We start from the raw sequence: 17,045 nt of genomic DNA on the forward strand, positions 1-17,045 counted from the left end.
CTTGAGTTGGTTTAAATTCTATTAAAATATTGATTTGGCACCATAACAATAGACTCCGTACCATTTTGTATTGTGGATATCAAAAGCATAGATCCCGAAAGCTGAAATAAAAATTTATATTCTGTTCCGTTAGGACTAACAATAACCAGTGTATTGCCCTCCACTTTCCATTTTCCCAATGATTCTACTCCATTTGCTAAAATTTGATAGTAGCTTCCATCATTTGAAAATTTTATTTTCTTACCTATATAAGCCGATTCAACGCGCACTTTCATGGCTGGATTTCTAACAAAATGATCTTTTACTTTTTGATCTCTTTGAGCAAAAGAAGATTGCGCATCAAATTGCCATGTACCTATAAGTGGATTCTGTCTACTCCCCTGCGCACTTAAGGTATTTACAGCAAAACTCATTACTACAATAAAAAATACTAAGGCCTTTCTATGGTGTAAATAAAATAGTATATTCTTCATTTGGTGGTTTTTGTGAATTTTAATGAAATTATTGCTGACCCTTATAACGATACTCGTAATCCGTAACTAAATTGCCGTCAGCATCTTTTACAAACTCTAAACGGTTGAATCCATCATAATGGTAGTAGATCGTATTGCCTCTAGGATCTGTCATGCTCGTTACCCCTATCAATGGATCATAAGTATAGGTAGTAACCATGGCGTTTGTTAGATTGGTTCTTAGCTTATCAAGTTCCGCTTCCATATCACTACCTGTTGTAGCACTATTATTAATCAAAGTCATATTAAGGTTAACTATCGCTATTTGAGCCTGGGTAGCATTCTCTATCTTGGCTACTGGATATTGCTTATTATAGCCCCAAACGTAACTAACATGAATTCCATCTGCTTTTGATACCTCTAAAGGATTACCAAAATCATCATAATCGTGATAAATAATTCTAGACTCCAAAGGGTTGGTGCCCTTAGAAGATTGAACAAATTCTGGAAGCACTAAATTAGATGGCCAAACTTCATAATTAGTATTCATTTTACTTAATAATTCATTAGCACCAAACACATCATCATTATTTAAATCATGGTAAGTTTCGGTTTTGAGAACCTCAGATAAACGATGCTGGTCTAATAAAGGAGTATAATTTAAATCCTTTGGGTAATAAAACTTATTCAACATGCTGTTCCCCTTACTATCAATTGTCATTGTACTCTTAACTTGATAATGAATATTGTAATTATAGGAATAGATTGTTTCTTTATTAAAATTACCATTATCAAAATAATCCTTCACTGTCGTGCTTAGCAAATCTACCGTCCCCCCTGTTAAATGGTATATTCTATAACCAGGGACAAAATTGATATCTCCTTGCAATGGGGATCCTTGACGCATAAACAAAGGAAGTTTGAAAAGGGTTCTGCTTTTTACAGAGTCTGAAGGAATGCTAGTTACCCAATCATGTATAGTTCCTACTGGGGTGAATTCAAATGATGGGTCGACAAAACCAGAAAATTCGAAGTCTTGTATATATTCATTATTACTGTATAGATATTTATTGTAAACTTCTTTTACTTTGGTCAAGGTATCATTTTCGGTATTTACCTTTTTCCTCACTATTGTTTTTATGTTCTTACCTCTTAACCATTCATTATCTGTGGGAGGATGGTATGGAAATTCATAATAATCACCACCTGAATCACTAAAGTTCGTAAACAAATATTCTGTTTTTCCAATATTATCCTCTTTGGTACCATGATATTCTATAACACCTGAGTAGCCAATACTATTAGGCTGAAAAGAGCTATACGCACTTCCTGTATCGTTATAGTGAGTAAGTGCTCTAAAACCATTATTGTTTACGGTGTTAATATAAGATGGCAAACCAATAATACTGCCACTGGGCCCACCGAAGGATTGTAAATCTTCATCATAAGGAAAACTATATTCGTATTCCTTAAATGTAGAGCTACCAGCTGCACTTATATTTTCAATTTTTTGAATACGCTTTCCAGGGCCATAAAGTAAATCTCCAGTATCGGGTATATCATATTCTAATGTTACTTGAAAATCAATATAATTGTTCAAATGTAGGTTAGGATCACCATTCCAACTTATAGGAAATACCTTGATTGTGCTAGAAGTGCTAGAACCAGTATTAAAAATGTAATTTTGGTCTAAGTTTACCGATGAATTATTTAAAGTAAAATAAAAAAGACAACTTGGAGGTGGATTTGGATCGTTAGCATCTGAAAAATGAAAGCACGAAAACGTATAAGACACACTAGTATTAGCAGGTAATTGAATAGTATAAGGAGTATAACCACCAGTATTGACATTATAATTGAAATCTGATTTTCGAAGCACAATTGTCATTTCATCATTTGAACCTGGATTGATTTTTGGCAATTTAAGAGAAGCCATGGCAAAAGGTATACGGCCCTTATTGTGTTCGTAAGTAAACTTTGTTATTCCCCCTGTTGGATAATTAATTTGTTTTAACAACCCAGCTTCAGATTTTAGGATGTCAACTCTTCTATCGGGTACGTAGGTTCCATAATCAAACATTCTTGTAAAAGGCCCATTATTTGTTGCTCCATTATAATAGCCCCAATAATCTTGCCTAGAAGAAAATGTACTGGGCAATATCTGAGGATCATAAGTAAAAGTATATGGCGGTAGCTTTTGTCCATTTGAGCCCACTTGTTCTACACTATCTAAAAACATTCGCTTAAATGACTTACTAAATTGATTATTATTACTAAAAAATCCTAGCAAATTAGTAGCATCTACACTTACTGTATAACTATAATTAAGATTAAAAGTTTTTATCAATTTAGCACCATTATATAGCATAATCTTATCTAGTGCATGACCGTCATAATCTTCTCTTATTGCCTGTTCTTTTTTAAAAACAATGCTATCCTTATTTTGATTGAAAGTTATTTTAGATAACTGTGTTTCATAATTAGAAATATTTGAGAGTCTTGTATGAATGCCATTTATGTCACTCATCCCAGATACTGAGTTTGTTGCATTAGAATCACCTGTTTGGTGTTTGTCATATGATTTTCTGTAAAAACCTGTATTATTTTGCTGATAATAATAACTTATTAATTCTCCATAAATAGTTTCAATGTCCATTAGCTTCCACGAGCTAAAAGTAGTAGCATATGTTGATGACTGCGAATCTGGAACTACGTTTCCTGAAAAAAATATAGATAAGCCAGTTGAAGATTGAAAATCTCTCCCTGTTCTGGAAGAATCTTTAGATTCCCCAAAATAGTATTTATTACCATTTGAATCTGTTATTACAAAAGAGCCAATACTACTAATACCATTTACAACTGTATTATACATGCTATAAGTGATTTTTACATCACCAAAACTTTGAATTACAGGCTGGCCGTTTTTATAGTCCAAAACAAACTTACCGTTGAGACCTCCCGCACTGAAACTAAATTGGTCAGGGTAAAAATCGTAATCTGGATAACTCATTTCCATATTTGAAACAGTTTGTCTTGTAGATAAAGAATCAGAATAACTCATGAAATGATTACGATTAGATAAGTATCCATAATTAACTGCTTCATCACTCTTACCTCTTACCTGTCTTGATATAGACCCCCCATAATGTAGAGACCAACCCATACCCGTTCTTGGAGCTGTTTCGGAAACTTGCACGCCTCTTGCATGATAGCTCAGATTTATAGGAATTTGAATTCCTTTTTGTTGAATAGTATAGATTGGGACTGAAATATTCGGTAATCCTGTATAATGAGATACTGGAACGTCAGTGAAATTTGCCAGAGCCGCGGCTTCTGGGGATGGCGGCACAATTGTTGGTAATTCCTGTGCAGTTAAGCAATTTATGGAAAAAATTAAAACTAAAAATATTCTCATATCAATAAAACTTATTTATTTCTTTACTTTTAGAAATTGAGATTAATTGAGGGATTTCTACCTAATCTAAAATCCATATCAAAACTTTCATAATAGTAGCTTATGAAAAATTCAACTTCATAAAAACTAACTAGTTTATATAACTTCATCCATACTTTTTTTGATGAATTAATTAACTTTAATAGACTAAATACCTGAACCCAAGTTAATTATTAAAAAAATGTTAAATCAAAAATAATCCTTGAAATAAGTAAGGGAAAAACTTACAGTTTTGCTAACTAGTAAAACTCTTGTTGTAATGAACTGAATATTTATAAAAAATTGGGAGAGAAATTTAGGCTATAACAAAAAAGCTTTCTGAAGGCATTCTATTTATATTTGTTCTATTACCAGAATGGAATTGCCATTAACATCTGCGGCAAAGTTCATTGAGAGTTAATACTAAAATAATAATAGAATCGTTTTTTTTAAATTAAGGAAAATCATTACAAACTGTAAGGATTTTAAATTGACTATAATCCCTTTTATGATTAATTTTAAATTTTTGCTCTAAATCAATTACACCAACCATTTCCCAAATCAAGGATGAAAAAAAAGATTAATGTTTTGATCGCAGAAGATCACCACCTAATTATAGAAGCATATAAAAAAGTTTTAGAAGAAATTTCAATCGAGAGTTTAACCCATCAATTTGTTATTGAAACTGCAAATGACTGTGAAAGTGCAAGAGCAGTAATTAACTCCATTTGTGAATCGAAAAAAATACATTTAGCTCTTTTAGATATTAGTTTGCCTCCCACAAAAGATAAAAAAATTTTGTCTGGCACTGATTTAGGTATATTACTAAAAAATAGAAACAATGGAGTGAAAATAATTATTCTTACCTCCCATAATGATAGTTTTAGGCTCAACAATATTTTAAAAGAGGTTGATCCAAATGGTTTCTTAGTAAAGACAGATATAAAAATGGAAAACCTTAAGTTGGCTATTTTAGGTGTTTTAGCAGGTAAATCCTTCTATAGTGAAACTGTGCTTAATATGTTAAGAACGCAAATTAGAGCCGAAATAGTACTAGATAAAATTGATAGACAATTGTTGTATGAATTATCAAGAGGAGTTAAAATGAAGGATTTACCTGGCTTATTACCTTTATCTATGGGAGGTATTGAAAGTAGGAAAAGAAAACTAAAAGAAGTATTTAAGATTTCAAAAGAAAAAGATGCTGTCTTACTTGAGGTTGCCAGACAAAAAGGATTTATATAAATGAAAAAAATAAAAGCAATTAACCTGCAGGAAATGCTAATCGTATTGGCTATTATTGGAATACTTCTGCTTTTAGCACTACCAAATTTAATGCCTTTGATCACTAAGGCAAAAAGTGTTGAAGCACAAGTACAACTTAAAGCGCTATATAACGCACAAACTACTTATAGATATATGAACAGTACATATTCTGGTGATATTATGGCCTTAGACTTTGAAGCTCCCAAAACTGTTAAGGAGAATGGTACTGCTAATTATCAATATTCAATTACAAGTTCAGGAACATCTACCTTTAGGGCTAGAGCAGAAGCGATTACAGATTTTGATGGAGATGGCATTTTAAATGTTTGGGAAATTGATGAATTGGGCAATCCTAAACAAATTATTAAAGATTGATTTTGTTCTTAAATTTTTTGGTTACCGGATGTTTATTATTGATATTTTATCAGGATTATAAATCAAGAGAGGTATATTGGTTTCTATTTCCCTTTCTAGGGATGCTACTCAGTGTATTGTTTTTTTTAAACTCCCATTCCTATTTTGTGCTATTAAGTATGCTATTTAATAGTATGTTGGTTTCTATGATCATTTTGATTCTATATTTGTACACCAGATTTATTTCTAAAAAAAATTTTTTAGACCATAGTTTTGGTTTAGGGGACATCCTGTTTTTTTACGCATTTTGTTTAGGTTTTCCATCGCTCACCTTTATTGTGCTTTTTACTTTTTCTATTCTCTTTACTACATCGCTCTATTTTATCCTAAAAAAAGATAAAAAAAACAAAACAGTTCCCTTAGCAGGATTTATGAGCCTGTTTCTTGTGTTTATTTTTGGTATAAGTCTAATTATTGAATACCCAATACTATACATTCACTAATGGTAAACGACATGCTCCATATTGATAAAAAATTAATACAACTCGTTGCTACTGAGCAGGCCTTTCATTATAGAATTGTTCCATTCAAAGCTGAAAATGGCGTTATATATTTTAAGACCGATACTTTGGAGGTTAAATTATTATCCTCGGAACTAAAAATAGTTTTAGATACCAATGTCAGTCTAATTAAAGTACCGTCAGAAGAAATAAATAACTTACTTAGTGCTAATTATCGGCAAAACCAAAATAGAAACAAAACAACCCTAAACTATACGTCTGATTTTTTGGAAAAAATACTAATGTCAGCTAATGAAATTGGAAGTAGTGATATCCATTTTGAACCTTACGAGAAAAGTTGTCGAGTACGCTTTCGCTTAGATGGAAAATTAGTAGAACAGTTTACTATTTCCAACGACGAATACCCATCTATTATAAATAAAATAAAAATTCGTGCATCCCTAGACATCGCAGAGAAACGTTTACCACAAGACGGTAGAATAACCATAAAAACTAGCCTAACCGAATTTGATATTCGCGTATCTACTCTACCTACGTTATTTGGTGAGAAAATAGTGCTACGGATTCTAAGTAAAGATACTTCTGGGATTGATTTAAATAATTTAGGATTTTCAAAAAACGAACTTAAAATTTATAAAGAAGCTATCAAAAAACCTAATGGTATGATTCTGATTTCAGGACCTACGGGTTCAGGAAAAACAACGACTCTGTATGCAACTTTAAAACTTTTAAACGATAGTAAAACGAACATTCTAACTATAGAAGATCCAATAGAATACACTTTAGAAGGAGTAAATCAAGTTCAACTTAAGGAAAATATTGGTTTAGATTTTGCAAACGCTATGAGAACGTTCTTAAGGCAAGATCCTGATATTATTATGGTTGGTGAAATAAGAGATGTTAACACGGCGAACATGGGCATCAGAGCTGCACTCACAGGTCATTTAGTGCTTTCTACTATTCATACAAATTCTGCTTGGGCGACTATTTCTAGGTTAATAGATATGGGGGTTCACTCTTTTTTAATAGCGAGCACTTTAAACTTAAGTGTTGCGCAACGCTTAGTTCGTAAACTTTGTACTACTTGCAAACAAAAAAAAGAAGTAAGTAGACAAAAATTTCCAGACGATTTTAAATCAGCTATTAATTTTACACATCATTACATAGCTGTTGGTTGCACAAAATGCCATCATACAGGATATCAGGGTAGAAAAGCTATCTATGAAATCATACCCATCACGAAAGAACTTGTTCTAATGATAAAAGATAATGTTTTACAAATTGATGATTATTTAAAAACTAATAACATAAGGACCTTACAACAAAATGCCATTGAAATGATTAATGAAGGGAGTACCTCAATCGATGAAGTATATTCGATGTTAACCAACTAAAAATGAAAAAAAATCTAATATTACTTTACTTCATTCTATTTTTCTTAAATAGTTTTTCTCAAGATGAAAGTAGAATTCAAAATATTAAAAATAATTTGGAATTTCTTGCTCAAGAAAATGAAGGTTTATCTGAAAATTTAAAATTAGAAATTAATGTTACTAATATTACACTCTCTAATTTTCTGCTAGCAATATCAAATGTTCATAAAATCAATATTGCTATTGATCCAAGCCTGGAAGGAATTTCATTAGTAAATAATTTTTCTAATGTTACCGTAGCAGACTTATTAGTTTTTCTATGTAAAGAATATGATTTAGCTATCAATTTTACGGGAAATATTATCTCTATTTACAAGTTTATCCCGGAACCTATAGAACAGCCAGAAAAAGAAATTTTAGTTCAGTTTGATCTTTTAAATAATCAGATTTCTCTTGATTTAAAAAATGACCCTTTAGAAAAAGTATTTCGCAAAATTATTGACATTTCAGGTCAGAATTTACTTTTTACTAGGCGCATGGAAAATTTACCATTAACTTTTTATGCAAAGAACGTTCCCTTCGAAAGTGCTCTTGAGAAATTAGCGGAACTAAATAATTTGACTTTCTCAAAATCAAGAGATGGTTTCTATTTATTTGATACATTTTATGATTCCGAAGATACAAATCAAGGAATCATTGTTAGAAATAATTCTTTTAGAGATAATCTAAACTATCAAGTTTTAGATACTATAAATAAGCTTTTAACTGTAGATTTTAATGGTACGTCAATAGAAAAAATAATCCAAGAGATAGGATATGATTTGGGCTTAGACATCTATACCGCAACTCCTTTATCCCAGGCTGGGTTGGTTACGTTTAAAGCGAAAGAAATAAACTTCGATTCACTTTTAGAAAAAATTTTCGAAAGTCAAAGGAGCGCGACTTTGGATAGTAGCCCAAACAAAATTGATAATAATAACCCTTCCCAAGGTCGTTCACAAAATGGAATTCAAAATATAACAGAGATAAATAGCTTTACCTATAAAAAAGAAAATGATATTTATTTTTTTGGAACCACAAATCAACTAAGCGTACGAAATATAGAGGTGATACCAATGATGCATAGATCTATTGAACTGCTTGGGGATCCAACTTCATATACAGGTAGTAATAGAACCGCAGGAAGAACTAACTCCGGCAGCGTTAATTTTGTGGGTGGTAATAATTTGCAGGGAGGATTTCAAAACAATCAAAACTTCAATAATCAAGGGTTCAATACCAATGTTGGAGGAAATTCTAATTCGCGAAGAATCAATACGGAATCTAACTCTTTTGGATCATATGATAATGAAGTAGAAGCCTTAGTGAAGATATTACCTGATGACCTTATTTCTGAATTGGATATAAAAGTTGATTATGAACTTAATAGTTTCTTGGTTAGCGGTCCAGCTGCAAATATAAATAGGTTCAAAAATTTCATAAAACAAATAGATAAACCTGTTCCTGTAATTCTTATTGAAGTTATGATCTTAGAAGTAAATAAATCCTCAACGGTAGAAACAGGAATTAGTTGGGGAATTGGAGACGAACCAACAAAAACTCAAGGTTCAGTTTTCCCTACGACAGATATTACTTTTGGTGCTGAAACGATTAATAAGGTAATTGGTGGTTTTGATGGGTTTGGTTCCTTTAACGTTGGTAAGCTTATACCCGACTTTTTTGCAACAATTAAAGCAATGGAACAAAATGGAAATATAAAGATTCGTTCAACACCTAAACTTTCTACTTTAAATGGTCATAGAGCCAGATTATCTATTGGTGAAACCACCTATTATGTAGTGACAAATCAAAATTTCTTTGGTTCTCAAATCCCAACCTCTACCGAAATACGAAATTATCAACCAATAGATGCGGAATTAGCCATTAGCATAAAGCCTTTAGTGTCGGGAAATGGACAAGTTACTCTAGATATAAATGTTTTGCAATCAGATTTTAGTGGAGAAAGAATTGAAAACGATGCACCTCCTGGATTAACTTCGAGAGAGTTTAGTTCTATAATTCGTGTGCAGAATCAAGACATGGTTATTCTTGGTGGCTTAGAAGAAAAAATTAAAAATGATAGTGGCAATGGTGTTCCTTTTTTAGCTAGAGTTCCTTTAATAAAATGGCTGTTCAGTAGCAGAAAAAGAGAGGATTCCAAAAAAAAATTAACTATTTTAATTAAACCCACAGTTATCTACTAATGCTTCAATCTCTACTTAATTTTATAAATGAAGGAAATCTTTATTATGGTTTAGAAATAGTTGAACACAATACGAAGATAACTTTTCACTTATCCGAAATAAAACGAAAAAGAGGAGAATTATTAATACGTAAAACATTCTCAGATTCCAATTTAATCAAACTAGTCGAAATAATAAAAAAAAACTCTCCCGTAATTTTAACTCTTAACACGTCTGATATTGTTACTAAAATCACTCCCTCTGGTCGATTGCAAAATACTGAAGTTATCGTTCATGATCAATTTCCAAATTTAGATTTTAGCTCTTTTTATTACTCATTATTTCAAAATAATGGATCAACTCTAGTATCCATAGTAAAAAAAGACAAAATATCAGCCTATCTTGATGAACTTTCTAGTCTAAAAATTAATCTTTTTAAGATAGTTTTAGGAGTTTCTGAAATTCAAGTGATTGTACCCTATTTAAATACTGAAACACTACATATTTCTAATTGTGAATTATTTTTAGAGAACCAAGTTTTAAAAAAAATTACTTCATTTGGTTCTGAAAGAATTTTAGAACAATCTAAATATGAGATAAACAATCTGACCATAGGATCAAATTTCATTTTGGGATTTTCAAGTGTATTAAATTATATATCAAAGGATTATAAGGCTGAATCCAATTTTGATGATAAGCAGTCATTTTTGATGACAGAGTTTAAATCCAATCGAATGTTTGATTTGTTATTAAAAACTTCTTTAGTCTGCATACTTGTGGTTTTATTATTCAATTTCTTCGTGTTCAGTCATTATTTTGAAGAAAATAATGCTTTAAAAACAATGGCATCATTTAATACCGATAATAAAAAAGTACTAATTGAATTAAAAGAAAAAGTAGCAAATGGGGAAGAAAGAGTTGAAACAATGCTATCTACTTCAAATTCAAAATCATCATTCTTTTTAGATCAAATAGCATTGACAATTCCCAATTCAATGAGTTTATCTGAAATAAAATATCAACCCCTCTCAAAACCAGTAAGGGATTCTAAAGCAATTGAAATTAACAAGAATATTATTATCATATCAGGAAACTCAAAAAACTCTAAGGACTTTTCTAAATGGATTCAATTAATTGAATCATTAGAATGGATAAAACAAGCTCAAATTTTAGAGTATGACTACGAGAATAATTATAGTTCTATTTTTTCAATTAAAATAGACATGGATGAAAACTAATAATAAATTAACCTTATTAATCTTAAGTATATTAATAGCTTTATTTGTCTGTTACAATTTTGCAATTAAAAATACAATACAACTCCATAAAGAGCATAATAAATTATTAAAAGAAGTTGTATTTTTTAATAATATCTCTGATGAACTTGCTTTACTAAATAGAAGAAAAAGATACAATGATTCAATTTTATTGGAAATGAATCTTGAAAATACCTCAATAGAGAATAATCTATTAAGAATCTTAAATATAGAAGCTAGCAAAAATAGTCTTGATATTATTGATTTTAATACTCCACATATTTACATAGATAACAATGGAGAGGTTTATACCTACAACTTTACGCTTCAAGGCGGTTTTATAGATATAATTTCTACATTACATCAATTGGAATTAAATGGAAATTTTGGAGAAGTAGCTCATGTTAATTTATTAAAAAAGAAAAATTTCAAAACAAATAAAGACTATTTAATTGCTACAGTTTTTATTCAGAATTTTAAATAGAAATTATGTAAGTTCAAATTATTAAAAGAAATTTAAATTCTTGACTTAAAAAGAAATAGCATAAACTAGGAGTGGAAAATTTGGATAAGCTTTATTCCACTACCTTTTTGATAAACAAACCAAAGGATTTTAAATTGTAGTTCTTAGGTATTATTGTATAGTAATTTAATGAAGATACTACGTTACTCATTTATAAAAGCTAAAAAACAAAACAAACAACATTTTTGGACTGGATTTTAGACAAGAAAAATAATTTAGTACAAATACTAATAACTTACACTAGTTTCTATGCTTTCCTTACCATTTAACTTTATGCGTAAAGCTTGCATATCTAATGAAACTTTTTGCTCAATCACTTTTGCGTAAATCTGGGTTGTTGAAAGTTTTGTATGTCCTAACATTTTTGAAACGGTTTCTATAGGCACACCGTTTGAAAGGGTAACAGTAGTTGCGAAAGTATGTCGCGCCGCATGAAAGGTCAATTTTTTGTTTATTTTCAGAATTAAGGCTATTTCCTTCAAGTATTTATTTATTTTTTGATTTGAAAATACCGGTAGTAATTTTTCTTTCTGGCCTTCAAGGCCTTGGTCATATTTTTTCAAGATTTCAAGAGCCTTATCTAAAATCGGAATTTTTACAGTTTCATCATTCTTTTCCCTTTTCGTGAAAATCCAATAATTACCGTCAATGCCTCGTGCAATGTGATTGTTGTCAAGCAGTTTTACATCTATGTAGGATAAGCCTGTATAACAAGAAAAAAGGAAAACATCCCTCGTATTTTGATGAATATCTTTTGAAAGCTTCCCAGATTCCAGAATTTCAAGTTCCGATTGGGATAAAAGAACTCGCTGATGTTTTGCGAACTTCAGCGAGAATCTTACGAAAGGGTCTTTATGTATCCATTCCAATCGAAGTGCCAAATTCATCATTTTTTTTAGTCGTTCCAAGTGCTTCATAACACCATTATTTCTCAAGGGTTGAGAACTATTAATAGATTTTCCGTTGCGTAAAAACTGTTCAAAATCAATGATGAATTTATAAGATAGTTGTTTTAAATAAACATCATTAGTCTTTAGTTTATTCTTTAAATATCGTTTTATATATCGTTCCGTAGTGAAATAGTTCTTTAGGGTTCCTGGCTTTAAAACTGAAACCATATTTATATTATGATAAGACACCAACTGAAGTAATGTTTTGTGCTGTTCATCTTCTCCAAGGTATCTAGCTTTAATGGATTGCGCCGTAATGTAAATAGAATCACCTAAAAGTTGTTTGTGACAAGTTAATAAATCAGAATAGACTTGGTCTAAATATAAATTCAACGCCTTACCCTCCGATGTTCGTAAAGTTGTCCTTTTTGAGCGATTATCCCAATAGGTAACCGATGTGAATCGTTTTAAACTGATTTCAGCACGTTTTCCTTCAACGGTTACACGTGCATAAATAGGTGCAAAATCATCTTTTGCTTTGGCAATACTAGGCCAAAAATGAATTGAAAAAGTCTTCGAAGTCTGCATAAACTCTTGCTTTAAGTTAATATGATTTGTTTTTCGAAAGTCAAATCGATACGAAAGCCAAGTTTATTGAAATATAAATGTAGTGAAAATTCTGGTAACAAATTAGGTAACCGAATAGGTAACCTTTGATATGATATTAAAGCTAATTATATGAAATCAAAAAAAATTAAAACCCTTGATTTTCATACAATTAGCTATTTTTTGGTATCTATTGATACCTTAATTGTCGGGATGACAGGATTTGAACCTGCGACCCCTCGACCCCCAGCCGAGTGCGCTACCGGACTGCGCTACATCCCGAAATGTATTTAGCAACACCAAGTTGCCTATTTTTAATAGTTTCTCAAAAGTACTTAGGCTTACTGTAGTGCAGTTTATCCTGAGCGCCGTCGAAGGGCTACATCCCGAAATGTATTTAGCAACACTAAGTTGCCTATTTTTAATAGTTTCTCAAAAGTACCTAGGCTTACTGTAGTGCAGTTTATCCTGAGCGCCGTCGAAGGGCTATAGCCCTAAAAATCATAATCGACGCCAAATATACAATTAACCGTTTGTAACTAGCAAGTTTTTTATAGCTCAAATACGACAAAATTTTAACCTCATAAAAGTCATTGTAAAGAAGTTTCGATACATTCATTGACCAATTAATCAATAAAAACTATATTAGACGACTAATAAGATGCTTTCATGAGATTTTTGACTTTAATACTTAGTATTTGCTCCCTTAGCGTATGGTCGCAAAAAAATCCATATTTTAAAAATGAAGTCTCAAGCATTACCAAGAAGTATGAAACGGTATGGAATGCCGATCGTGACGCTATTGTTTTTACGGGTAGCTCTAGCATCAAAATGTGGAATAACATTCCTGAATTATTCCCTGACAAGCAAATTATCAATACGGGGTTTGGTGGTTCCCAAGCCATAGATTTATTGGGCTATACCGACGAATTGATTTTAAATTACCAACCTAAAAAGGTTTTTATTTACGAGGGTGATAACGATATATCAGCAAAAAAAAAGCCAAAAGAAATCATTAAAACGCTTGAACAGATCATAGCGAAAATCAAAAATCAAAATAAGGCGACTAGCATTATCATCATTTCAGCCAAACCTAGCATTTCGCGCTATCATCTAAAGAATAAATACCTACGACTCAACCGAAAAATGAATCGGCTTTGCAAAAAAGATCCGGTACTAGAATTTGCTAATGTTTGGGATATTATGTTTGAAAAAAGAAAATTAAAGGCTGGGCTTTTTTTATCGGACGGTTTACATATGAATGCTAATGGTTACCAACTTTGGCATAGTGTACTAAAAAATCATATCAATTAATTCACAATGAAAAAAAAACACTTTTTTGGCATTCTTATATTCATGCTCACGGTATTGAGCATCTCATGTGGTGAAAATAAGAAAAAGCTAGTTCTAAATTTTCCCAAAACTAATCTAGCTGAAGAAGCTCTAATTCCAAAACCATCGAGCATAATCGCTACGAATTCTGCTTTTGGCTTAGACAAAAATACGGTGATTTATACCTCTCAAACCTCTCAAGATTTTGTAGACTTGGGTCACTTTTTATCGGATAAAATTGCAGAGAAAATACAATTAACTATTCCCGTAAATGCCAGCCCTTCAGAAACGGTAGAACGTATGATTTACATCAACCAATCTGACAGCTTAGATTTAAAAACCAACGAATCATACCAATTGTACATCACCAAAGATTCTATTATCATCAATTCAAAAAATGCTGAGGGTGCATTTCGAGGGGTTCAAACCTTGCGTCAAATCATTCCTTCACATAGTAATGACAGCATCACTTCGCATAAAATGTGGTTAATCCCAACGGGTAAAATTAGCGATAGCCCTAATTTTGAATACCGAGGGGCCATGCTCGATGTAGCGCGTCATTTTTTTACCGTACATGAGGTGAAGAAGTATATTGACCTTTTGGCTTATTACAAAATAAATTACTTGCATTTACACCTATCAGACGATCAAGGCTGGCGTATTGAAATAAAATCATGGCCAAAATTAACTGAAGTATCCGGAAAAACAGAAGTTGGTGGTGGTGAAGGAGGTTTTTACACACAAGAAGATTACTCATCAATTGTTCATTATGCCGCTAAACATCATATGACTATTGTTCCTGAAATAGATATGCCAGGGCATACGAATGCTGCATCTGTAGCCTACCCGTTTTTAAATGGTAATGGTAAAGCCCTGCAACCCTATATAGGAATGCGTGTTGGTTTTAGCACTTTTGACACTAGAAAAGACAATACTTATTCCTTTATAGATGATGTGATTAGAGAAATAGCAGCGATTACTCCTGGCCCTTATTTTCATATCGGAGGTGATGAAAGTCATGTAACTAAAAAAAATGATTACATCTATTTCGTCAATAAAGTTGAAAAAATAGTTCAAAAGCACGGAAAAAAAATGATTGGTTGGGATGAAATTGCACAAGCCGATATAAATTCAAACGCCATTACACAATTTTGGGGAAAAGAAGCCAATGCCATTAAAGGCGCTGAAAAGGGATCTAAAATTTTAATGTCACCGGCTAAAAAAGCCTATTTAGATATGCAATATAATAGCCTTTCTAAGCACGGTTTGCATTGGGCTGCTTATATCCCTGTGGATAGCGCTTATATTTGGTCTGTCGAAAAATTTTTGAAAGATCTGCCAAAAGAAAATATTTTAGGCATAGAAGCACCGCTTTGGTCTGAAACTATTACCACTATGCAGGAGTTAGAATATTTGGCTTTTCCTAGAGTCATTGGGTATGCAGAATTAGGCTGGACAAAAGATGAACATAGAAATTGGGAGGAGTATAAAGTAAGACTTGCTAAGCAAGCCCCATATTTAGAAATGATGAAAGTGAACTATTATCCATCAGAATTAATAGACTGGAAGCCCTAAACTTTTAATAAAAAACCTTAGCACTTTACTTATGAAAATCCTTAGTAGTTTAATGTTATTCGCTGTACTGTTTGGTTGTAAATTAGAAAAAAAAATGGAACAAAAAACCCTTGAAACATCTCCAAAAACAACAAAGGATCAAACTTTTTACGTAGGTACGTATACCCAAGAAGAGAGCAAAGGTATTTATAAGTATGGCTTATCAGATACAGGGGTATTAAGAAAAATAGGTTTAGTAGCCACCACTGAAAACCCCTCTTTTTTAGCCCTTAGTCATGATCAGAAGTATTTGGTTGCCGTAAACGAGGTGGCCGAAGAAAATGGTGGGTTTGTAACCTCCTATGCGATTAAAAATGACAGTTTAATTTTTATAAATAAATCGTTATCGGGTGGTGAAAACCCGTGTTTTGTTGGTATTTCTAAAAATGGAAGTGTTTTAGTCGCTAATTATAGTAGTGGTACTGTTGGACTTTTAAAATTAGAAGACGATGGGACTTTAAGCGAATTATTAGACATACAACAACATACAGGAAAAGGCATTACCGAAAGACAAGAAGCACCTCATGCGCATTCGGCGTGGTTTGAAAAAAATAGCGAACAAAAAATTATTGCCGTAGACTTGGGCAGCAATGAATTGTGGTTTTCTGAAATAGACCCATCCAGCAACAGCTTTTTACCCACTAGCCAAAAATTAGCCATGGCTGCTGGAGCAGGCCCAAGACATTTAGCTTTTCATCCTTATGAAAATAGTATGTATGTTTTAAATGAATTAGACAATAGCATTACACTTGTAAAAAAAATTGAGGACACTTACACCAACACAAGCACCACAAGTACGATACCCAACGATTTTAGTGGCTTTTCCAAAGCCGCTGATATCCACGTTTCTAAAGATGGTAAATTTTTATATGCTTCGAACAGAGGGCATGATAGTTTAGCTATTTTTAGTATTAATCCTAAAGATGGCTCTTTACTATTGGTAGGGTTTGAACATACCAAGATTAAAACCCCGCGTAATTTTTCTTTATCGCCTGACAACAAATTTTTAATTGTCGCAAACCAAGATGCGAATACCATCATTGCTTTTTCACGAGATTCCAATACCGGCTTGTTGCGCTTTGTATCTGAAATACAGGCGCCGACTCCTGTTTGCATCCTGTTTACAGAACAATCATAAATCAAAATACTTCCTTAAGCTTTCATAAGAAAAAGGCTAGGCGCATGTTTTCTAAGCGCAAAAAA

At 32.1% G+C, this 17,045-nt stretch carries 12 protein-coding genes and 1 tRNA gene; 9 read left to right on the forward strand and 4 right to left on the reverse strand.

What is annotated here, in order from left to right; translation table 11 throughout:
• Positions 1 to 11: 11 nt before the first annotated feature.
• On the reverse strand, positions 12 to 473 hold the full coding sequence (locus GQ45_RS05625) for a hypothetical protein (protein ID WP_156125355.1): 462 nt from the start codon (positions 471 to 473) through the stop codon (positions 12 to 14).
• 28 nt (positions 474 to 501) lie between these two features.
• Positions 502 to 3,867 (reverse strand): RHS repeat domain-containing protein, encoded by a 3,366-nt coding sequence (locus GQ45_RS05630; RefSeq protein WP_047415867.1) that lies wholly within the window; start codon positions 3,865 to 3,867, stop codon positions 502 to 504.
• A gap of 585 nt (positions 3,868 to 4,452) precedes the next feature.
• On the opposite strand from GQ45_RS05630, the gene GQ45_RS05635 reads away from it, so the two are divergent.
• The 6 genes from GQ45_RS05635 to GQ45_RS05665 all read left to right on the forward strand — a co-directional run bounded on the left by GQ45_RS05635 (position 4,453) and on the right by GQ45_RS05665 (position 11,361).
• On the forward strand, positions 4,453 to 5,130 hold the full coding sequence (locus GQ45_RS05635) for a response regulator (RefSeq protein ID WP_047415869.1): 678 nt from the start codon (positions 4,453 to 4,455) through the stop codon (positions 5,128 to 5,130).
• On the forward strand, positions 5,131 to 5,526 hold the full coding sequence (locus GQ45_RS05640; protein WP_047415870.1) for a type IV pilin protein: 396 nt from the start codon (positions 5,131 to 5,133) through the stop codon (positions 5,524 to 5,526). It begins immediately after the preceding gene.
• 481 nt (positions 5,527 to 6,007) lie between these two features.
• Entirely contained in the window at positions 6,008 to 7,420 is a 1,413-nt protein-coding gene (locus GQ45_RS05650; RefSeq protein WP_047415872.1) for a GspE/PulE family protein, read from the forward strand.
• A 2-nt stretch (positions 7,421 to 7,422) separates the two neighbouring features.
• Positions 7,423 to 9,642 (forward strand): type II secretion system protein GspD, encoded by a 2,220-nt coding sequence (locus GQ45_RS05655; RefSeq protein WP_047415874.1) that lies wholly within the window; start codon positions 7,423 to 7,425, stop codon positions 9,640 to 9,642.
• Positions 9,642 to 10,859 carry a hypothetical protein gene (locus GQ45_RS05660; protein ID WP_047415876.1) on the forward strand — a complete coding sequence of 406 codons (1,218 nt, stop codon included), beginning with the start codon at positions 9,642 to 9,644 and terminating at the stop codon, positions 10,857 to 10,859. The genes GQ45_RS05655 and GQ45_RS05660 overlap by 1 nt, the downstream gene beginning before the upstream one ends.
• The gene (locus GQ45_RS05665; protein WP_047415878.1) at positions 10,849 to 11,361 is read left to right on the forward strand and encodes a hypothetical protein; all 513 of its coding nucleotides are present in this window, start codon (positions 10,849 to 10,851) and stop codon (positions 11,359 to 11,361) included. Before GQ45_RS05660 ends, GQ45_RS05665 begins: the two co-directional genes overlap by 11 nt.
• Before the next feature lie 266 nt (positions 11,362 to 11,627).
• Here GQ45_RS05665 and GQ45_RS05670 read toward each other — a convergent pair whose 3' ends face one another.
• Positions 11,628 to 12,878, reverse strand: coding sequence for a site-specific integrase (locus tag GQ45_RS05670; RefSeq protein WP_047415880.1), 1,251 nt, complete (start codon positions 12,876 to 12,878; stop codon positions 11,628 to 11,630).
• Positions 12,879 to 13,104: 226 nt separating this feature from the next.
• Positions 13,105 to 13,178 (reverse strand) — tRNA-Pro (locus tag GQ45_RS05675).
• A gap of 387 nt (positions 13,179 to 13,565) precedes the next feature.
• Here GQ45_RS05675 and GQ45_RS05680 point away from each other — a divergent pair.
• The 3 genes from GQ45_RS05680 to GQ45_RS05690 all read left to right on the forward strand — a co-directional run bounded on the left by GQ45_RS05680 (position 13,566) and on the right by GQ45_RS05690 (position 16,980).
• On the forward strand, positions 13,566 to 14,210 hold the full coding sequence (locus tag GQ45_RS05680; RefSeq protein WP_047415882.1) for a GDSL-type esterase/lipase family protein: 645 nt from the start codon (positions 13,566 to 13,568) through the stop codon (positions 14,208 to 14,210).
• Positions 14,211 to 14,216: 6 nt separating this feature from the next.
• Positions 14,217 to 15,803, forward strand: coding sequence for a family 20 glycosylhydrolase (locus GQ45_RS05685; protein WP_047415883.1), 1,587 nt, complete (start codon positions 14,217 to 14,219; stop codon positions 15,801 to 15,803).
• Between the two features lie 94 nt (positions 15,804 to 15,897).
• Complete coding sequence (locus tag GQ45_RS05690) at positions 15,898 to 16,980, forward strand: lactonase family protein (protein WP_231555159.1); 1,083 nt, start codon at positions 15,898 to 15,900, stop codon at positions 16,978 to 16,980.
• Positions 16,981 to 17,045: the final 65 nt, after the last annotated feature.

The sequence above is a fragment of the Cellulophaga sp. Hel_I_12 genome, assembly GCF_000799565.1.
GTDB lineage: Bacteria > Bacteroidota > Bacteroidia > Flavobacteriales > Flavobacteriaceae > Cellulophaga.